The 18,612-nt window shown below is 62.6% G+C and carries 19 protein-coding genes; 11 read left to right on the top strand and 8 right to left on the bottom strand.

The window, feature by feature from the left end; translation table 11 throughout:
* Positions 1-446 precede the first annotated feature (446 nt).
* The 6 genes from JQ611_RS22595 to JQ611_RS22570 all read left to right on the top strand — a co-directional run bounded on the left by JQ611_RS22595 (position 447) and on the right by JQ611_RS22570 (position 5,926).
* A complete protein-coding gene (locus JQ611_RS22595) occupies positions 447-1,226 on the top strand; it encodes an HpcH/HpaI aldolase/citrate lyase family protein (RefSeq protein WP_212466638.1) in 780 nt (259 codons plus the stop codon).
* 131 nt (positions 1,227-1,357) lie between these two features.
* Positions 1,358-1,744 (top strand): cupin domain-containing protein, encoded by a 387-nt coding sequence (locus JQ611_RS22590; RefSeq protein WP_212466637.1) that lies wholly within the window; start codon positions 1,358-1,360, stop codon positions 1,742-1,744.
* Between the two features lie 205 nt (positions 1,745-1,949).
* The gene (locus tag JQ611_RS22585) at positions 1,950-2,729 is read left to right on the top strand and encodes an acyltransferase (RefSeq protein ID WP_212466636.1); all 780 of its coding nucleotides are present in this window, start codon (positions 1,950-1,952) and stop codon (positions 2,727-2,729) included.
* Positions 2,730-2,972: 243 nt separating this feature from the next.
* Positions 2,973-3,590, top strand: coding sequence for a 30S ribosomal protein S4 (gene rpsD, locus JQ611_RS22580; RefSeq protein ID WP_212466635.1), 618 nt, complete (start codon positions 2,973-2,975; stop codon positions 3,588-3,590).
* A gap of 75 nt (positions 3,591-3,665) precedes the next feature.
* On the top strand, positions 3,666-4,811 hold the full coding sequence (locus JQ611_RS22575) for an alpha-hydroxy acid oxidase (protein WP_212264394.1): 1,146 nt from the start codon (positions 3,666-3,668) through the stop codon (positions 4,809-4,811).
* 44 nt (positions 4,812-4,855) lie between these two features.
* Positions 4,856-5,926 (top strand): low specificity L-threonine aldolase, encoded by a 1,071-nt coding sequence (locus tag JQ611_RS22570; protein ID WP_212466634.1) that lies wholly within the window; start codon positions 4,856-4,858, stop codon positions 5,924-5,926.
* Positions 5,927-5,929: 3 nt separating this feature from the next.
* Here the strand turns inward: JQ611_RS22570 and JQ611_RS22565 are convergent, their stop codons facing one another.
* From JQ611_RS22565 to grxD, 4 genes are read right to left on the bottom strand one after another with little or no spacing between them, the layout of a single operon-like run.
* Positions 5,930-7,225: a serine hydrolase domain-containing protein gene (locus JQ611_RS22565; protein ID WP_212466633.1), complete on the bottom strand. Its 1,296-nt coding sequence runs from the start codon at positions 7,223-7,225 to the stop codon at positions 5,930-5,932.
* Positions 7,206-8,489 (bottom strand): serine hydrolase, encoded by a 1,284-nt coding sequence (locus tag JQ611_RS22560; protein WP_212466632.1) that lies wholly within the window; start codon positions 8,487-8,489, stop codon positions 7,206-7,208. Before JQ611_RS22560 ends, JQ611_RS22565 begins: the two co-directional genes overlap by 20 nt.
* A gap of 48 nt (positions 8,490-8,537) precedes the next feature.
* Complete coding sequence (locus JQ611_RS22555) at positions 8,538-9,089, bottom strand: O-acetyl-ADP-ribose deacetylase (RefSeq protein ID WP_212466644.1); 552 nt, start codon at positions 9,087-9,089, stop codon at positions 8,538-8,540.
* The gene (gene grxD / locus JQ611_RS22550) at positions 9,086-9,424 is read right to left on the bottom strand and encodes a Grx4 family monothiol glutaredoxin (protein WP_212264390.1); all 339 of its coding nucleotides are present in this window, start codon (positions 9,422-9,424) and stop codon (positions 9,086-9,088) included. Before grxD ends, JQ611_RS22555 begins: the two co-directional genes overlap by 4 nt.
* 340 nt (positions 9,425-9,764) lie before the next feature.
* On the opposite strand from grxD, the gene egtB reads away from it, so the two are divergent.
* Together egtB and egtD are read left to right on the top strand one after the other, a co-directional pair.
* The gene (gene egtB, locus JQ611_RS22545; RefSeq protein ID WP_409410658.1) at positions 9,765-10,976 is read left to right on the top strand and encodes an ergothioneine biosynthesis protein EgtB; all 1,212 of its coding nucleotides are present in this window, start codon (positions 9,765-9,767) and stop codon (positions 10,974-10,976) included.
* A gap of 102 nt (positions 10,977-11,078) precedes the next feature.
* Complete coding sequence (gene egtD, locus JQ611_RS22540; protein ID WP_212264388.1) at positions 11,079-12,050, top strand: L-histidine N(alpha)-methyltransferase; 972 nt, start codon at positions 11,079-11,081, stop codon at positions 12,048-12,050.
* 7 nt (positions 12,051-12,057) lie between these two features.
* On the opposite strand, the gene JQ611_RS22535 is transcribed toward egtD, so the two are convergent.
* Positions 12,058-12,357, bottom strand: coding sequence for a hypothetical protein (locus tag JQ611_RS22535; RefSeq protein WP_212264387.1), 300 nt, complete (start codon positions 12,355-12,357; stop codon positions 12,058-12,060).
* Positions 12,358-12,638: 281 nt separating this feature from the next.
* Here JQ611_RS22535 and JQ611_RS22530 point away from each other — a divergent pair, with 281 nt between their 5' ends.
* Positions 12,639-12,836 carry a hypothetical protein gene (locus JQ611_RS22530; RefSeq protein ID WP_212264386.1) on the top strand — a complete coding sequence of 66 codons (198 nt, stop codon included), beginning with the start codon at positions 12,639-12,641 and terminating at the stop codon, positions 12,834-12,836.
* 48 nt (positions 12,837-12,884) lie between these two features.
* Here the strand turns inward: JQ611_RS22530 and JQ611_RS22525 are convergent, their stop codons facing one another.
* Complete coding sequence (locus tag JQ611_RS22525; protein ID WP_212466630.1) at positions 12,885-14,063, bottom strand: low temperature requirement protein A; 1,179 nt, start codon at positions 14,061-14,063, stop codon at positions 12,885-12,887.
* Between the two features lie 21 nt (positions 14,064-14,084).
* Complete coding sequence (locus JQ611_RS22520; RefSeq protein ID WP_057838868.1) at positions 14,085-14,321, bottom strand: BolA family protein; 237 nt, start codon at positions 14,319-14,321, stop codon at positions 14,085-14,087.
* 184 nt (positions 14,322-14,505) lie between these two features.
* On the opposite strand from JQ611_RS22520, the gene JQ611_RS22515 reads away from it, so the two are divergent.
* Together JQ611_RS22515 and JQ611_RS22510 are read left to right on the top strand one after the other, a co-directional pair.
* The gene (locus JQ611_RS22515; protein ID WP_212264384.1) at positions 14,506-14,865 is read left to right on the top strand and encodes a DUF427 domain-containing protein; all 360 of its coding nucleotides are present in this window, start codon (positions 14,506-14,508) and stop codon (positions 14,863-14,865) included.
* A gap of 225 nt (positions 14,866-15,090) precedes the next feature.
* Positions 15,091-16,272 (top strand): acyltransferase, encoded by a 1,182-nt coding sequence (locus tag JQ611_RS22510; protein ID WP_212387083.1) that lies wholly within the window; start codon positions 15,091-15,093, stop codon positions 16,270-16,272.
* 19 nt (positions 16,273-16,291) lie between these two features.
* On the opposite strand, the gene purL is transcribed toward JQ611_RS22510, so the two are convergent.
* Positions 16,292-18,499, bottom strand: a complete 2,208-nt coding sequence (gene purL / locus JQ611_RS22505) for a phosphoribosylformylglycinamidine synthase subunit PurL (RefSeq protein WP_212466629.1) — start codon at positions 18,497-18,499, stop codon at positions 16,292-16,294.
* Positions 18,500-18,612: the final 113 nt, after the last annotated feature.

Here is an 18,612-nt window from a genome sequence, read left to right as displayed (position 1 = left end):
CACGGCATAAGCCGTAAAGCCATTGCGCAGGGAAGGCCGGGTGTTCTCCGCTGCCCTGTATGCTCGTGTGCACTTTGTTTTGTGCAAACCGCACACGGGACCGCGGGTGCAGCGCGCACCCGGTCTTCCCTGCGCCCTCTCATTGGAGGGCGGGAAGTTTACAGCAAACCTCGGGCGCATTGCGTCGCGAGATCGCGAAGTTGCGTTTGGATGATGGTGCAATTACAAACACTGCCGTCGTCCCGGCCTTGAGCTCAGATGCGCAATTGCGCATCGGGGACCCATACGCCGCGGCCCATCGGTGAGAGCGGTGGCGTTAGAGACCTTCTGCAAACAATGACTGCCGCGGCGTATGGGTCCCGGCGTTCGCCGGGACGACGAGAGGATGCTACACCGTTACTCTGATCGCCGTGCATACACCCTGCCCGCCCAACGGAGCCTTGCAATTGACCTCTGCCTCCCTCACGCCGCTCAACCGTCTCCGTCAGCAATGGCGCGAGAAGCGCCCGACCTTCGGCGCCATCGCGACCATCCCCTCGCTCCAGACGGTGCAGATCATGGCCCGCACCGGGATCGACTGGATCATCGTCGACCTCGAACACGGCCCGATCGATCTCGGCTCCGCGCATGCGATGATCACGGCCACTTCAGGCACGCCCTGCGTGCCGATGGTGCGGATCGCGGCCAACGAGCCGCATTTGGCGAAGGCGCCGATGGACATCGGCGCGCTCGGCATCAATTTTCCGATGATCTGCAGCGCAGCGGACGCCGAAAAGGCGGTGCGCAGCGTGCGCTATCCACCGACGGGCGACCGGCTGTGGGGCCCGTTTCACGCCCCGTTCCGCTGGGGCGTGTCGATGCCGGACTACATGGCGACCGCGGACGACGACATGATCTGCATGATCACGATCGAACATGTCGAGGCGGTCAACCGCATCGACGAGATCATGGCCACACCCGGCATCGACCTTGCGGTGATCGGCCCCGGCGACCTCGCCACGTCCATCAACAAGCGCGGCCTCCCCGATGACCCGGAAGTGCAGGCGCTGATGCAGCGCGCCGAGGAAGGCATTCTGAAAAGCGGCGTGCCGATCGGCGGCGTCGCGCGATCAGCCGAACAGGCCAACAACATGATCGAACGCGGCTATGTGGCGCTGGCGCTCGGCTTCGACTGGTCGCTGTTCCAGCGCGGCATCGCGGCGAGTTTTGCGGGGATCAAGCGGTAGAGCGTTTTCGAGCGAAGTGGATACCGGTTCGCGTGAAGAAAACGCGTCAAAACAAGAGTCTAGTTGCGCGAGCCGGCTTTGCGCGTGGCGATGTCGCTGCTAGTGTTTCCCGACAGGGAGAACAAAACATCATGCTCAAGAAAATTCTGCTCGGACTTACGGTCATTGCCTTCGCAGGCGCCGGTGTCGCGATTGCCCAGCAAAGCGGCATCAAGCGGACCCCGCTGCAAAAACTCGATTTCCCGCCCGGCTACAACACCGTCACCGCGATCGCGGAAGTGCCTGCCGGAGGTGCTGCCGGCCGGCATACCCATCCCGGCGCCGAAACCGGCTATGTGCTCGAAGGCGAGCTTGAGCTCATCATCGACGGCAAGCCGCCAATCAAGGTCAAGGCCGGCGAATCCTACCAGATTCCGGAAGGCGCCGTTCACGACGCCAAGGCCGGCGACAAGCCCTTCAAAGTGCTTGGGGTTTACGTCGTCAAGGCGGGCGAACCGCTGGCCAAACCGGCGCCATAAGATTGTAGCGTTTTCCAGCGAAGTGGGACCCGGTTCGCGTCAAGAAAACGCGTCAAAATAACGATCCAGAGCCCAGTTTCGATGCAATCGAAACTGAAAGGCGCTGGCGTCAAACCGGCTGGTTCGTGCTACATCAGGGGCTGGCGGGTCAACAGGGCCTGCCGGCTTTCTGATTCTGTTCGTTGCGGGAATTTGAGCATAGCGAATGCGCGGAACGGTTCGAAAAATATCACTGCCGCGCCGTCTCGTCGCTGACCTCATGCACGCGTCTGCGCGCGTGCCCTTTGTCTCGCTGGCGCGGCCGCTCAACATCCGCAGCCTGTCGGAAGCCCGCATGCAGGCCGCGGTGCGGCCCGGCTGGGCGGCGATCTTCGTCAAGGCGTTTGCGCTGGTCGCCAAAGAACAGCCGGTGCTGCGCACGCTGTACGTCAAATGGCCATGGCCCGCCTTCTATGAACTGCCGCGCAGCGTCGCGATGGTGGCGATCGCGCGGGTCGAGGACGGCCAGGATTGCGTGCTGCCGCAGAAGGTCGGGACACCCGACGAAATGTCGCTCGCGGAAGTCGACGCCCAGATCCGCCACGCCAAGGATGCGCCGATCGAACAGGTGCCGGCGTTCCGGAAGATCCTGCGCACGACGCGGCTGCCGCTGCCGCTGCGCCGGCTGTTCTGGGCGATCGGGCTCAATTTCGGCCGCCAGCGCGCCAATTATTTCGGCAGTTTCGGGGTCACCTCGGTGGCCGCTTTTGGCGCCGGCCAGCTCCATGCGCTAAGCCCGGGACCCTTCGTCCTGAGCTATGGGGTCGAGAAACCGGACCAGACGATCGATGTCGTGCTGCGCTGGGACCACCGGATCACCGATGCCGCCCTGATCGCCAAGGCCCTGATTCGGCTGGAACAGGTGCTGAACACCGAAATCGCGGGCGAATTGCGGGCCACTCGGCAGCAAAACGAGCCAAAATCGGTCCGGGCGGTCGCGACCTGACCGACCCCGCCCGGAACCCGCCATTTGAGCCCAAACCAGGGTCCAAAATCGGGGTGTTTTGTTTGACAGAACGGCGCTTTCTCCCTAATAACCCGCTTGCTCGCGGGCCGTTTTCGGCCCGCGTTGCGTTTCGCGACCCGTGGTCCTCCTTGAAGCTTTTGAGGCGGACCTGTCGGCACCGGGAAGTTCCCGGCGCACAGGAGGGCGCGTCTCCTCAAAACTCGAACTTATCAAGAGGACGCGATGACTAAGCGCAGTGAGGCGAAGTACAAGATCGATCGCCGTATGGGCCAGAATATCTGGGGCCGCCCCAAGAGCCCCGTGAACCGCCGTGAATACGGCCCCGGCCAGCACGGCCAGCGCCGCAAGGGCAAGCTGTCCGACTTCGGCGTCCAGCTCCGCGCCAAGCAGAAGCTCAAGGGTTACTACGCCAACATTTCCGAGCGCCAGTTCCACGGCATCTATGTCGAGGCTGGCCGGATGAAGGGCGACACCGGTGAAAACCTGATCGGCCTCCTCGAGCGCCGTCTCGACACCGTGGTCTATCGCGCCAAGTTCGTCGCCACCATGTTCGCCGCGCGCCAGTTCATCAACCACGGCCACATCAAGGTGAACGGCCGCCGCGTCAACATTTCGAGCTACAAGGTCAAGCCGGGCGACGTGATCGAGGTCAAGGAATCCTCCCGGCAGCTCACCCCGGTGCTGGAAGCCGTCCAGCTCGGCGAGCGCGACGTGCCCGACTTCATCGAGGCCGATCACTCCAAGATGACGGCGAAGTTCACCCGCATCCCGGCGCTGTCGGACGTGCCGTTCGCGGTGCAGATGGAGCCGCATCTGATCGTCGAGTTCTATTCGCGCTGATCGGAACGCATTTTCGAGTTATTAAAGGCCCCGGGAAAACCGGGGCCTTTTTTCTGCCCCCAATGGGAACGCCCCATGCGCCTGAGCGACTGCCACAACTTCCATGATTTCCGCAAGCTGGCGCAACAGCGCTTGCCCGGCCCGATCTTCAATTACATCGACGGCGCCGCCGACGACGAGGCAACGCTGCGCCGGAATACCCAAAGCTTCGAGCGCTGCGATCTGGTCCCTAACGTCCTGCGCGGCGTGGAGGCCATCGACATGTCGGTAACCGTCATGGGCCAGAAACTGGCGATGCCGGTCTATTGCTCGCCGACCGCGCTGCAGCGCCTGTTCCACCATACCGGGGAGCGCGCGGTGGCCGCCGCAGCCGCGAAGTACGGCACGATGTTCGGCGTATCCTCGCTCGGCACGGTCAGCCTCGAGGAATTGCGCAAGGCGCACGATACGCCGCAGGTCTATCAATTCTATTTTCACCGCGATCGCGGCCTCAACCGCGCCATGATGCAGCGGGCGAAGCAAGCCGGCGTCAACGTCATGATGCTGACGGTGGACAGCATCACCGGCGGCAACCGCGAACGCGATTTGCGTACCGGATTCTCGATTCCCTTCCGCCTGACGCTTGCCGGCATGGCCCAGTTCGCAATCAAGCCGATGTGGGGCATCAACTATCTCACCCATGAGGGCTTCAAACTGCCTCAGCTCGACGAGCACGTCGATATGAGCGGCGGCGCCATGTCGATCGGACGCTACTTCACCGAAATGCTCGACCCTTCCATGACCTGGGACGACGTCGCCGAAATGGTGAAGCTATGGAACGGACAATTCTGCCTGAAAGGCATCATGTCGGTGGCCGACGCCAAACGCGCCGTCGAGATCGGCTGCACCGGAATCATCCTGTCCAACCATGGCGGCCGGCAGCTCGACGGTTCGCGGGCGGCGTTCGATCAACTGGCTGAAATCGTCGATGCCGTCGGCGACCGGATCGACGTCATCATGGACGGCGGAATCCAGCGTGGCACCCATGTCCTGAAAGCATTGTCGCTGGGGGCCAAAGCGGTTGGCGTCGGCCGCTTCTATCTTTATCCTCTCGCGGCAGCCGGGCAGGCCGGCGTTGAGCGTGCGCTCGGCCTGATGCGGGCCGAGATCGAGCGCGACATGAAGCTGATGGGGTGCAGATCGATCGACCAGTTGTCACGCGAAAATCTGCGCTTCAGATAATTCCCTCCTCTCCTCGCCGTCTTGCAACTACCGAGAGCCAGCCAATGACCTATTACACCCCTCCTCCGCGCGATCCCAAGGCAGCGCCGGTCCGTATCAATCTGCTGTCGGATACCCAGACCCGCCCTACGCCGGCGATGCGCGAGGCAATGGCGCGGGCCGAGGTTGGTGACGAACAGATCGGCGACGATCCGACCGTCAATCTGCTCTGCGAACGCGTCGCCGACCTGCTCGGCAAGGAGGCGGCCGTGTTCATGCCGTCGGGCACCATGTGCAACGTCGCGGCGACCTTGTCCTGGTGCCGGCCGGGCGACGAGATCCTGGCGCATGTCAGCGCGCACATCATCGCCCGCGAAGGTGGTGCGCATGCCGCCCTCGGCGGTTTCCAGATCACGCCACTGCCGGGCGACGACGGGCAATTCTCGCCGGAGACGTTTCGGGCCGCGCTTCACCCACGCTCGCGCTACCAGCCGCCGCAAACCGTCGTCAGCGTCGAACAGACCGCCAATATCGGCGGCGGCACGATTTGGAAGAAGGCCGCGCTGGATGAGGTCGTCGAAATCGCCAAGGCCAACGGGCTCGTCACCCATATGGACGGTGCGCGGCTCTTGAACGCCTGCGTCGCGTCAGGCATTTCCGCGCGCGACATGGCTGCGGGCTGGGATTCGGCCTGGATCGATTTCTCCAAAGGCCTCGGCGCGCCCGTCGGCGGCGCCATCGCCGGCTCGCGCGATTTCATCGACAATGTCTGGCGCTGGAAGCAGCGGCTCGGCGGCTCGATGCGGCAGGCCGGCATTTGCGCAGCGGCCTGCGTCTACGCGCTCGACCATCACGTCGACCGCCTCGCCGACGATCACGCCAACGCGCGGGCGCTGGCGCGCGGGCTGTCGCAGATCAATGGCGTCGAGGTGCAGCAGCCGGAAACCAACCTCGTGTTCTTCAAGCCGGATGGCGCCGGCATCCCGGGTGACAAGATGATCGAGGCTCTGCGCAAGCGCGGCGTGCTGCTGGCGATGATGGACGGCAGGATCCGTGCCTGCACCCATCTCGATGTGACGGCCGCGATGATCGAGGAGACGGTCGGTTTCGTGCGCGAGATCGTGCGCGGGGCCTAACGCTCATCTCCCCAACGCTTGATAGATCAGCGTCTTCAATGCAAGCTGAACACGTCCGCGCTGCGATGGCGTTTGCACCATGCAGATCGCGAACATATCGTCCTTGGGATCGATGAAGAAGAACGTGCCCGCGACGCCGTCCCAACGGTACTCGCCGAGCGGCCATGACGTGTTCGGCGGCACCGACGTGCGTACTGCAAAGCTAAGCCCGAAGCCGCTCGTTTCGCCGGGGTAGTAAGCGTAGTCGCGCGCGATTTTCGTTTCCGCGCCGATGTGGTCGGACGTCATGAGCGCGATCGTCTCGGGCCTGAGGTAACGACGGCCTTCGAAAGTGCCGCCATTCAGCAGCATCTGGGCGAAGCGAGCGTAGTCGCCGATGGTGCCCACCATGCCGCCGCCGCCGGACTCCATCCTCCTCGGCTCCATCGGATCCCGAACGTTGGTGACCGGGCTGACCGCGCGATCGGTCGGCATCGGCTCGGCAATGCGTGGCCGCATCGCCGGATCGGCGACGACGAACGCCGTCTCGTTCATCCCGAGTGGGCCGAGCAAGCGTTCCCTTTCGAATTCAAGCAGGGATTTTCCCGACGCCACCTCGATCACGCGACCCAGTACGTCGGTGGAATAGCCGTAGTCCCATCGCGTGCCTGGCTGCTCGACCAAAGGCAGTTTTGCGACTTGCTCGGCAAACTCGGCATTGGTCAGGTTGCGGCGGATGAGACCAGCCTCGGCGTAGCGGGCGCGTACGAGACCTCCTCCCATGTAACCGTAAGGCAGGCCGGAGGTATGGCGCAGCAAATCGGTGATCGTAATGGGCCGTTCGAGCGGCTCCTCGACCAGCGTCAGCGTACCATCGTCGGCGCGCTTCTCGACACCGACTTTTGTCGTCGCAAAGGCCGGGATGTATTTCGAGACGGGATCGTCGAGCTTTAATTTTCCGTCCTCGACCAGCATCATCGCCGCCACCGAGGTGATCGGCTTCGACATCGAATAGAGGCGGAAGATGGTATCCGCGGTCATCGGCAGTTTGGTCGCGACGTCGCGGACGCCGAAGTTCTCGAAATAGACCGGCTTGCCGTGCTGCTGGATCAGCAGGATCGCACCGGGGATTTTGCCGGTCGCGATTTCGTTGCGTATATAGTCGCCGACGCGCGTCAGGCCTTCGCGCGAAAAGCTTCCCGCGCCCGGCGCAGGCTCGCTGGCACGCACGACATGCGACGAGACCAGGACGACGAATGCGGCCAGCGCCGCGACGAAAAGACCGCGGAGCCTCACGCCGTCAATTCTCCATCGCTTCATAAACCAACTGCTTGAGGGTGCGCTGAACGCGCTGCCGTTCGGTGGGAGTCTGTTCCAGCAATACGAAAAGCATTTCCTGCTTGCGGTCGATCACCATGTAGCAACCCGAGGCGCCGTCCCATTTCAATTCGCCCAGCGATCCCGGCGGCGGAGGCTTGGCGTTGCCGGGATCGGTGCGCACGGCAAACCCAAGCCCCATGCCGAAGCCGTCACCGGGAAAATAGAAATAGTCCCGCTCGACGCCGGAGCTCTTGCCGGTATGGTCCGTTGCCATCAATTCGAACGTCTTCGGGCTGAGATAGGTCTTGCCCTCGAACGTCCCGCCGTTGAGCAGCATTTGCGCAAAGCGCGAAAAGTCCGACATGGTCGAGACCATGCCGCCGCTGGCGGATTCCCATTTCTGGCGAACCTCGGTCCGGTACTGGCGGCCGACACGGAAATCACTGTCGTTCGGCACCGGCTGGGCGAGCCGTTGCAACCTCTCCGGTTCGGTGACGAAGAAGCCGGTGTCGGTCATGCCGAGCGGATCGAGCAGCTTTTCCTTCTCGATCTCGAGCAATGATTTTCCGGACACGATCTCCATGATCCGTCCCAGGATGTCGGTGGAATGGCCGTATTGCCAGAGCGCGCCCGGCTGGTTGTGCAGCGGCAGCTTGGCGATCCGTTCGGCGAACTCGGCGAGGTCGAATTCGCCCGCATAGATGTTGGCTTCCTTGTAAGCCTTGCGCACCAGACTGTCGCCATAGAAGCCATAGGTGATGCCGGAGGTGTGACGCAACAGGTCGAGAATGGTAATGGGCCGGGTCATCGGCACCAGTTCGAGCGTCCTGTTGCCGTCCTCGGCCTTTTTCTCCACCCCGACCTTCATGTTTGCGAAGGACGGAATGTATTTCGAGACGGGATCATCGAGCTTGATCTTGCCGTCCTGGATCAGCTGCATCGCCACGACTGATGTGATCGCCTTGGTCAGCGATGACAGGCGGAAGATGGTCTTGTCTGATATCGGCGTCTTGGAGACCACGTCCTGCACGCCGAAGGTCTGATGATAGACCGGCTTGCCGCGCTGCTGGATCAGCACATTCGCGCCGGCGATCTTGCCGGTTGCGACCTCGTTCGCGAAGAACTCGCTGATCTTGGCGAGTTTTGCTTCATTGAAACGTGCTCCCGCAGGCATGTCGAAGGTGCCTTGAGCGCGGGCGAGCGGCGGCGCCCCCAGCATCAGCGCGCCACCAACGAACGCGCACAGCACTTGACGTGAATTCATTGGACCCCTCCCCGGAATTCGCCCGGGGAGTGTAGCGGTCGCGTGTCATCAGGCACAAGGGCTCCCGAAGGCAGCCAGCGCCGATTCATGCAGGCGGGCGCTATCCTCGGAGAAGCAGCAAAAAATCACGCTGGTCATTTCAGGTGCCGTGGCCAGCGCATCGACCACGGTTGCGACCGCGATCCCGGCCGCGCGTTCGGCGGGGAAGCGATAGATGCCGGTTGAAATCGCCGGAAAAGCCACGGAGGCAAGACCGTGCTTCCGGCAAAGTTCGATCGAGCAGCGATAACACGAGGCGAGCAAATCGTCTTCGCCAAGGTTACCGCCGTTCCAAACCGGTCCAACTGTGTGGATCACATGTTGGGCCTTGAGCCGGTAGCCCCGGGTGATCTTGGCGTTGCCGGTTTTACAACCGTGCAACATGCGGCTTTCCATCACCAATTCGGGTCCGGCCGCCCGATGGATTGCCCCATCGACGCCGCCCCCGCCGAGCAGGGACGAATTCGCGGCGTTGACGATGGCGTCAACGCGCAAGCTGGTGATGTCGGCAACGATGACTTCCACCCGCGCCTTGCCGATCTGGCGCGCGGACGAACTCAGGCTGAAGCCGCCGTGTTGACGGTGACGCCTTTGTCGGCCAGCAGCTGCTGCAGTTCACCGGCCTGGAACATCTCGCGGACGATGTCGCAGCCGCCAACGAACTCGCCCTTGACGTAGAGTTGCGGAATGGTCGGCCAGTTGGAGTAGGTTTTGATGCCGTCGCGCAGATCGGCGGACTCCAGAACATTCAGGCCCTTGTAGCCGACGCCCACGTGATCGAGGATCTGGACCACCTGCCCCGAAAAACCGCACTGGGGAAACTGCGGTGTTCCCTTCATGAACAGCACGACGTCGTTCGACTTCACTTCGTTGTCGATGAATTGCTCGATGCTCATATTCGCTTCCTTTTGGGGCACGGTCCCCTGCGGCTAAGCCTTGCGGGCCGGCTCGTCCGATTTAACCCGATCCTGCCTATATATGTAGCCCAAACCGTTGTGCATCCAAAGTAAAATGGCGAGGAGCTGGCATGCGCGGCCTTGACGCGGGGCCCAAAAGGCCGGGCGACTCATAGTCTGATGGCATCAATATCATGGCGCCGGGAGGCTTTTTTCCCGGATGGGAACCCCTATCTAGGACGGACTGTCCGTCAGGAACCTGTCTGCCAGAGAAACGTTCTCTCCCGAACCGGAGCCACCAGTGACGAAATCAGTAGCCGCGGCCGCGTTTGCCACCCCCATCCCGTCACTCTTTTCCGATTCCGGCACCCTCGCCCAGCGACTGGTCGACGCCTATCTCGCTGTCCGGGACGAGACCGAGCGCCGGGCCGCACCCCTGTCCCCCGAGGATCAGCTGATCCAGTCGATGCCGGACGCCAGCCCGGCAAAGTGGCACCGCGCTCATACCACCTGGTTTTTCGAGCAATTCCTGCTCGGCGAGCATTGCGAGGGCTATCGGGTTTTTCACCCCGACTACGCCTTCCTGTTCAACTCCTATTATGTCAGTGCCGGCCCCCGCCATGCCCGCCACCAGCGCGGTCACCTCACGCGCCCGAGCGCCGATGAAGTCACCGCCTATCGGCGCCATGTCGATGCCGCCGTCGTCAAATTCTTCCAGACCGCGCGCGAGGACGTCCTTACCGGACTGGTACCGCTGGTCGAAGTCGGTCTCAACCACGAGCAGCAGCATCAGGAATTGATGCTGACCGACATCCTGCACGCCTTCGCCCAGAACCCGATCCCGCCGGCCTATGACGCGGCGTGGCGCTTCCCTGCCCCGACACGGGGCGGTGACGAATGGATCGCCCTGAACGAAGGCATCCATACCGTCGGGCATAGCGACGACAGTTTTCATTTCGACAATGAGAAGCCCGCCCACCGCGCGCTGGTCGGCCCCGTGAAACTCGCCCGCAGCCTCGTCACCAACGCCGAGTGGCTCGCCTTCATGAAGGACGGCGGCTACGCAACGGCGACGCTGTGGCTGATGGACGGTTTTGCCGCCGTGAACAACGAGCAATGGCAGGCGCCCGGCCATTGGCGCCAGGTCGACGGCGAATGGCGGATCATGACGCTCGGCGGATTGCAGCCGATCGATCCGTCCGCTCCGGTCAGCCATGTCAGTTATTACGAGGCGGATGCGTTCGCGCGCTGGAGCGGAAAGCATCTGCCGACCGAGATGGAATGGGAAGTCGCGGCACGTGCCGGCCTGTTGAACGATGCGTTCGGCATCGTCTGGCAGTGGACCCGCAGTTCCTACTCGCCCTACCCCGGGTATCGCGCCATCGAAGGCGCGCTCGGCGAATATAACGGCAAGTTCATGGTCAACCAGCTGGTGCTGCGCGGCTCCTCGCTTGCAACTCCGGCCGCACACAGCCGTATCACCTATCGCAACTTCTTTTATCCGCACCACCGCTGGCAATTCACGGGATTGCGCCTTGCAGACTACGCCTGACTTTTCTCAAGCATGATCCGGAATGGCGCGTAACGCCTTTCGAAACCAGATCATGCCCAACCGATGATCAAGCGCGCCGGGAAGCGCGTTCAGGAGAGTATCATGAATGTGCACGCCCCCGCTTTGGCCCAAACGCACGAGTTCGACGAACAGACTTCCGCATTTGCGGAAGACGTGATCGGCAACCTCGCACAGCATCCGAAACGGCTGTCGCCGAAATATTTCTACGACGTCACGGGTTCGGAGCTGTTCGAACAGATCACGGTGCTGCCGGAATATTATCCGACCCGTACCGAACTGGGCATTCTGCGCGACCGCGGCGATGCGATTGCCGCGATCATCGCGAAGGGGGCGGCGCTGGTGGAATTCGGCGCCGGCGCCACCACGAAGGCGCGCCTGCTGCTGGAACGCAGCGACTTCGGCGCCTACGTCCCGGTTGATATATCCGGCGACTTTCTCAAGGCGCAGGCCGATGCCCTGCGCACGGACTTCCCCGGTCTCAACGTCTATCCGGTGGCCGCCGATTTCACTGCACCGTTTGCGCTGCCGGCCGAAATCGCCAATATGCCGAAGCTCGGCTTCTTTCCGGGATCGACGCTCGGCAATTTCGAGCCGCATGAAGCCAGCGCCTTCCTGCGCACCGCCCGCGAAATCCTCGGCGATGGCGCGCAGATGATCATCGGCGTCGATCTCGAAAAAGATGAGCGCGTGCTTTACGACGCTTACAATGATTCGGCGGGAGTCACCGCGCGCTTCAATCTCAATGTGCTGGTGCGCATCAACCGCGAGCTCGGAGGCAATTTCGACCTCTCCGCCTTCACCCACCGCTCGATCTACAATCGCGACCGCCATCGCATCGAAATGCACCTGATCAGCCGCAAGGCGCAGAACGTGCGCGTGCTCGGGCACAGTTTCTCGTTCCGTCCCGGCGAGAGCATCCATACCGAGAATAGCTACAAATACAGCTTCGAGCGTTTCACCGCACTGGCGCGCGGGGCGGGCTGGAAGGTGCGGGAATCCTGGACCGACAAGGGCGGGATGTTCTCGGTTCACGCGCTGGCGGCTTCAAGCTGAGGCCGCTTCACGTTTTCGCCCCGGACTTGCCGCGCGCCGACCGCGGCTTGCGCGTGGGTATGATCCGTGGCGAAGGCATCATCCAATGATCGGACAATCGCCCGGCGCCCAACAGCCAGCCGTGAATGATGCGCCATTTGTCCTGCCCGCGAGATTGGAAATCCAACAGCGGTGACCCGTCGTCCTGCAGCTCGTAGAAGAATCGCAGCGAGTCCTTGCCGGTGGGTCCGCCAGGATCGATCGCGTGCGTCAGTATCCAGTCATCCCACTGCTGGAGTATCAGGGCACGTGCTTCGCTTTGTTTCATCGGCGCGCGTTCTCGGCCACGGGCATGCCGTGGGAACTGAGTTGACCGCGCTGGTCAGATTTAACTTGCAAAAAAGGTGTCCGCGCCGCCGCGCTACCTGCACCTTCGTAATCCGTATGAAAGCAAATGCTTAACAAATTTGCAATTTCGGCAATCTACGCCAGCAATTCGCTGCAGCAGCGCTGTCGTTTCCCCTTCGAAATGTCCAAATTTTGACGCCGACTCAGCCAATCCTGCGCATACGACTTGGCTGGGGTGAGTTCGTGCCAGGGGATCTAGTTATGGGGAATGCGTATCCGACGTCCGGGAACCAGAAGCACCGCTTCGGACCTTCATCGGCGCTCGACGATGAAGACGAGGGACCCGATTCCGACGTGAGCGCCGCGCTGGCGTCGCTGATCGAGGAAAATGTCAGGCTTCGTGCCCTTGTGGTCCAGTTGTCCGACCTCGTCCTGAAGAACCTCGTCGCCCAGAAGTAGTGCTTGCAGTTCGCGATGGCGTGCCGGTCACGCGACCGGCACACGCCGTTACTCCGGCGTGTCGGACCTGAGCGAGATTGATTCCCACACCGCGACCGCCACCATGATCGCGGTCGTGAGCAACGAGAGCGATAGCGGCGACAGGTCGTGCGCGAACCAGGCCAGCCCGCACAGCACGATAATACCGACACCGTGCGAGAGCTGCAGAAAGCCGCGAAAACTGTGCTTGAACAGGATCGTCCCGATCAGGAACAGCAGCGGTCCGCCGGTCGCGCTCAGGACCGTCCTGAGATCGGAATGACCGCCCGGGTGCTTCAGCACGAGTTCGTCGGCCACTGCCGTGACGATAATCCCGGCCACGATCGGCATGTGCAGGTAAGTATAGGCGAGCCGCGCCAGCCGCCCCGGTTCGCTCGATTTTGAGATCTGCTCGGATCCCGCTTCGGCGCCCTTGTTGAAGTAGATCCACCACATCGCCAGGGTGCCGACAAAGGCTGACACGAAGGCCGCGACGTTTTCGATCGTCCAGGTCAGCTCGGCAAAAGTAACACCCGTCACGATGATGGATTCGCCGAGCGCGATGATGATGAACCCCGCGCAGCGTTCGGCCATGTGGCCGCCCTCGATCACCCAATCGGCGACCGAAGACGCGCCGTACCGGGGTATCCAGAACCGCACCGCCGGCGACAGATATTCGATGACGAGCGCGATCCCCCACAGCACCAGCCGGGTTTCGCCCTTCGCAAAGCCACCCGCGATCCAGAACACCGCCGACAACGCCAGCCACGACGTGATGCGGATCGCATTCATCCGCGCCAGGGGACGCGACGGTGGCGTCGCGACCCACAGGAACACGGTCTTGCCGACCTGCATCGCGGCATAGGCCAACGCGAACCACAGCCCGCGGTCGTCAAACGCCTTCGGGATCGAGGTCGAGAGCACGAGCCCGCCGAGCGTCAGCGCAAACAGCAGCAGCCGGACCGGGGTCTTTTCGGGATTGAGCCAGTTGGTGATCCAGGAGGTGTAGACCCACACCCACCAGACCGCGAGGAACAGCATCGTGACCTGCAGCGCGCCCAATGGCGTGAAATGGCCGAGCAGGCTGTGCGAGATCTGTGTGACCGCAAAGACGAAGACGAGATCGAAGAACAGCTCGGCGTAGGTCACCCGGCTGTGCTGGTGCGGCACGATCGGTCGAAACAGCGCGCCGTGTGCATCCGCCGCCATCGGCGCGCCTCCGAGGTTCGGTCAGCCTTCGGGCACCCCGGTTTGCAGCGCCAGCGCGTGCAGCACGCCGCCCATCTGCCCCTTGAGCGACTGGTAGACGATCTGGTGTTGCTGGACCCTCGACTTGCCGCGGAAGGACTCAGAAATCACAGTCGCGGCGTAGTGGTCGCCGTCACCGGCCAGATCGCGGATCGTCACCTCGGCATCGGGTATGGCTGCCTTGATCATCGATTCGATATCGTGGGCGTCCATCGGCATTCCAGCATGTCTCCGTCAGATGTTGCGAATCACGGCCAGCTCTCGCGACCGTGACGGCCAAACCTAGCGCGTACGCCCTTCTAGGTCATCCTGCCCGGCACTATATCCCGGGTTCAAACCTTTTAAACCATTCAGGTTGAGGCGTCCGGTCACATCCGGCTGACCCAAAAAGAGGCAAAGAAGCATGAAACTTCCCGGTCCCGACCATCCGATCACGATTGCGGCCAATCCCAAGCGCGTCCGGGTTTCGGCCGGCGGCGTGGTCATCGCCGACACCACCCAGGCCCTCACTCTCAAGGAGGCGCGCTATCCGGCGGTGCAATATGTGCCGCGCAGCGACGTCAATATGGCGCTGTTGGCCCGCACCGAGCGGACCACGCATTGTCCCTATAAGGGGGACGCGAATTATTTCAGCATCAACGCCGACGGCAAGACACTGGAGAACTCGATCTGGACCTATGAGACGCCGTTCCCGGCGATGGCAGAGATCGCCGGCCATCTGGCGTTCTATCCGGACAAGGTCAAGATCGAGGAAGTCGTCTGAGGGCCTGATCCGCCGGCCAAGGCGCGGACGGCTGGATCATCTGGCGCGAAGCCGGGCTTGGCGCTTTTGCCGCGTAACGAGATTCCAGATCCTTTTCAGCCGCGAGCTCGCGACATTCTCATCGAGTGAACGACGATGCCTCGCTGCGGGGTTTGATGATTGGCCTTGCTGATCGGGTTCCCGGCTGCAACATTCCGGACAAATAGCCTGGCTGGGGAGGCACGCATGACATCGATTACCGCCGCGGGGCACGCCGACGCTCACGCGGTGCCAAAAACCAAAACGCGAAACCTTTCGCTTGATCGCGCCCGCACCTTCCTGACGCTGGTGGTGCTGCTGCACCACGCCGTCATCCCGTATACTTACTACGGTCACACCGACCCGAAGTCATTCTTCGGCTTCGACATGATCGTGCTCGCCACCGACAGTTTCTTCATGGCGATGTTCTTTTTCCTGTCTGGCTTGTTCGCATGGTCCGGCATTGCGCGAAAGGGACCGCTGAATTATTTGCAGGATCGCCTGTTTCGGCTTGCCCTGCCATTCGCGATCTGCGCGCTGACCGTCATTCCGATCGCCTATTACGCCATTTCCCTGCGTCAGCATCCCGAGGTCAGCTTCGCTTCATTCTGGTGGAAAACCGTCACCGTCGGACCCTGGCCGAGCGGACCGATCTGGTTCCTTTGGGTCTTGCTCGGCTTCGACCTGGTTGCTTGCCTGCTGTATCGGCTGTCACCCAACCTTCTCGATCCGATCAATCGCCTCTCGCTGCACGGTCGCCGCCGGCCCGCGGTGTTCTTCGCGGTCATGCTTGCCGTCACCGCTGCGTTCTACATTCCCGGGCGGATTTACTACGGAGCAGGCAGCTGGTTCGAGTTCGGACCGTTTTCCGTCCAGCACGGGCGCGTGATGCTCTACGCAACCTACTTCTTTTTCGGCGCCGGCATCGGCGTTGCGATGATGGATCGCGGGCTGCTCGCGGCTGACGGCCGGATGGCGAAGGTCAGCTGGGATTGGATGATCCTAGCGATCGTTCCGTATTACCTCATGTGGGTGCTGATCTCCATCAAGCGCGAAAACCTGGGGAATCCAGCAGACCTACCCGACTGGTATGAAGGGGCCTATGCTGTCTGCTTCACCGTCTTCAGCGTGGCCATCCTGTTCCTGATCCTGGCCTATTTCCTGCGGTTCGCCCACTCCGGCAAGAGCGTCCTCGATCCGATGCAGGGCGACGCCTACGGCATGTTCCTGGTGCACTATCCGATCGCGCTGTGGCTGCAGTATTGGCTCTTCGATTTCAATATGCCTGCGACCGTGAAAGCCCCCATCGGCTTCGTATTGACGGTCGCGTTCAGCTGGGCGCTGACGCGCGCGCTACGGCAGATTCCGGGTGCGAAGCGGGTGCTGTGAGGGCCAGTAGCCCGTAAGATCAGGACGCCTTGCCGCTCATATAGGCCGGGAGCCAGCTTTCGAACGCCGTATTGAGCGACGTCACCGCGACCGGTGCTTCACCGGCCACCGCAATTGCATCACCACCGGTGGTGCCGATCCGCGCGCAGGGCACCCCGGCGCCCTTCATCTTCGCCAGCACCAGTCCGGCATCGGCCGCCGGCACCGTCACGATGTAGCGTGCCTGGTCTTCGCCGAACCAGTAGCCGTGCGGCACGATCGAGGCCGGTGCCGCCAGCAATTGCGCGCCGATGCCACTCGCAATCGCCATCTCCGCGAGCGCGATCAGGAGTCCGCCGTCGGAAACATCATGCACCGCGGTTGCGGTGCCGGCGTGGATCATGCCGCGCACCACGTCGCCATTGCGCTTTTCGGCGGCGAGGTCCACCGGCGGCGGCGCGCCCTCTTCGCGGCCACAGACATCGCGCAGATAGACGGACTGTCCGAGCCAGCCCTGCGTGTCACCGATCAAGAGGATCGCCTCGCCTGCCGCCTTGAAGGCGAGCGTCGCGGACTTGGTGAAATCGTCGAGCAGCCCGACGCCGCCAATCGAGGGCGTCGGCAGAATGCCGCGGCCGTTGGTCTCGTTGTAGAGCGAGACGTTGCCGGACACGACGGGGAAGTCGAGCGAACGACAGGCTTCCGCAATACCCTTCAGGCAGCCGACGAACTGACCCATGATTTCGGGCCGTTCCGGATTGCCGAAATTCAGATTGTCGGTGATCGCGAGCGGCCGTCCGCCGACCGCCGTGATGTTGCGCCAGGCCTCGGCCACCGCCTGCTTGCCGCCTTCGAACGGATCGGCCTCGCAATAACGCGGCGTTACGTCGACCGTGAGCGCAAGCCCCTTTGGTCCGTCCTGCACCCGCACGACGGCGGCGTCGCCACCCGGGCGCTGCACCGTATTGCCGAGGATGACGTGGTCGTACTGCTCCCAGACCCAGCGCCGCGAGCACAGCTCGGGCGTCGCTATCAGCTTTTCCAGCGCGGCCGAAATGCCGATCGGCGGCTTGACGTCCTGCGCGCGCACCACCGGCAACAATGCGGATGCGACATGCGGCCGGTCGTACAGCGGCGCCTCGTCTCCCAATTCCTTGATCGGCAAATCGGCCATGACGTCACCGCCATGCTTCACCACGAAGCGTTTGCTCGGCGTGGTGTAGCCGACAACGGCAAAATCGAGCCCCCATTTGCGGAAGATCGCCTCGGCCTCTTGTTCCTTCTCGGGCTTCAGCACCATGAGCATGCGCTCCTGGCTTTCCGAGAGCATCATCTCATAGGCGCTCATGCCGGTTTCGCGCGTCGGCACCGCGTCGAGATTGAGATCGACGCCGAGATCGCCCTTGGCGCCCATCTCGACAGCCGAACAGGTCAGCCCGGCCGCGCCCATGTCCTGGATCGCGATCACGCAATCGGCTTCCATGATCTCGAGGCAGGCTTCCAGCAGGAGCTTTTCCGCGAAGGGATCGCCGACCTGCACGGTCGGACGCTTCTCGGCGGAATCATCGTCGAATTCGGCCGACGCCATCGAGGCGCCGTGAATGCCGTCGCGGCCGGTCTTGGATCCCAGATAGACGATCGGCATGTTTACGCCGGAGGCCGCCGCATAGAAGATCTTGTCGGTGTCGGCGAGGCCGACGGCCATCGCGTTGACCAGGATGTTGCCGTCATAGCGGGTGTGGAAACGCACCTGCCCGCCAACGGTCGGCACGCCGAACGAATTGCCGTAACCGCCGACGCCGGCGACCACGCCCGACACCAGATGGCGGGTCTTGGGATGCTCCGGCGCGCCAAAGGAAAGCGCATTGAGGCACGCAATCGGGCGCGCGCCCATCGTGAACACGTCACGCAAAATGCCTCCGACCCCGGTGGTCGCGCCCTGATAGGGCTCGATATAGCTCGGGTGGTTGTGGCTCTCCATCTTGAACACGACCGCCTGGCCGTCACCGATGTCGATCACCCCGGCGTTCTCGCCCGGGCCCTGGATCACCCAGGGCGCCTTGGTCGGCAGTCCGCCCAGATGGATGCGCGAGGATTTGTACGAGCAGTGCTCGTTCCACATCGCGGAAAAAATCCCGAGTTCGGTGAAACTCGGCACCCGGCCGATCAGCTTGAGGATGCGCTCATACTCGTCCGGCTTGAGACCATGGCTGGCGACGAGTTCGGGGGTGATCTGGGGCTCGTTCATGGGTCCCTTAATAGGAAGATCGGGGGGCTGCGAAAAGGCCTTTTAGGACGCATTTCCGCCCTGTCCAGAGCTTTACGGCAGGCCAGCCGGGATCGGCGTTTGCACATCACGCC

The sequence above is a fragment of the Bradyrhizobium sp. AUGA SZCCT0182 genome (assembly GCF_018130185.1).
GTDB lineage: Bacteria > Pseudomonadota > Alphaproteobacteria > Rhizobiales > Xanthobacteraceae > Bradyrhizobium.
Note: the sequence above shows the minus strand (reverse complement) of the source record. Positions and strands in the feature narration are given on the sequence as shown.

Coding starts and splice junctions, on each gene's coding strand:
- rpsD (WP_212466635.1), top strand. CDS start 2,973: ATGACTAAGCGCAGTGAGGCGAAGTACAAGATCGATCGCCGTATGGGC.
- grxD (WP_212264390.1), bottom strand. CDS start 9,424: ATGAGCATCGAGCAATTCATCGACAACGAAGTGAAGTCGAACGACGTC.
- JQ611_RS22535 (WP_212264387.1), bottom strand. CDS start 12,357: ATGAAACAAAGCGAAGCACGTGCCCTGATACTCCAGCAGTGGGATGAC.
- egtD (WP_212264388.1), top strand. CDS start 11,079: ATGAATGTGCACGCCCCCGCTTTGGCCCAAACGCACGAGTTCGACGAA.
- JQ611_RS22525 (WP_212466630.1), bottom strand. CDS start 14,063: ATGGCGGCGGATGCACACGGCGCGCTGTTTCGACCGATCGTGCCGCAC.
- JQ611_RS22575 (WP_212264394.1), top strand. CDS start 3,666: ATGCGCCTGAGCGACTGCCACAACTTCCATGATTTCCGCAAGCTGGCG.
- JQ611_RS22515 (WP_212264384.1), top strand. CDS start 14,506: ATGAAACTTCCCGGTCCCGACCATCCGATCACGATTGCGGCCAATCCC.
- JQ611_RS22510 (WP_212387083.1), top strand. CDS start 15,091: ATGACATCGATTACCGCCGCGGGGCACGCCGACGCTCACGCGGTGCCA.
- JQ611_RS22560 (WP_212466632.1), bottom strand. CDS start 8,489: ATGAATTCACGTCAAGTGCTGTGCGCGTTCGTTGGTGGCGCGCTGATG.
- JQ611_RS22590 (WP_212466637.1), top strand. CDS start 1,358: ATGCTCAAGAAAATTCTGCTCGGACTTACGGTCATTGCCTTCGCAGGC.
- JQ611_RS22565 (WP_212466633.1), bottom strand. CDS start 7,225: ATGAAGCGATGGAGAATTGACGGCGTGAGGCTCCGCGGTCTTTTCGTC.
- purL (WP_212466629.1), bottom strand. CDS start 18,499: ATGAACGAGCCCCAGATCACCCCCGAACTCGTCGCCAGCCATGGTCTC.
- JQ611_RS22530 (WP_212264386.1), top strand. CDS start 12,639: ATGGGGAATGCGTATCCGACGTCCGGGAACCAGAAGCACCGCTTCGGA.
- JQ611_RS22520 (WP_057838868.1), bottom strand. CDS start 14,321: ATGCCGATGGACGCCCACGATATCGAATCGATGATCAAGGCAGCCATA.
- JQ611_RS22570 (WP_212466634.1), top strand. CDS start 4,856: ATGACCTATTACACCCCTCCTCCGCGCGATCCCAAGGCAGCGCCGGTC.
- JQ611_RS22585 (WP_212466636.1), top strand. CDS start 1,950: ATGCGCGGAACGGTTCGAAAAATATCACTGCCGCGCCGTCTCGTCGCT.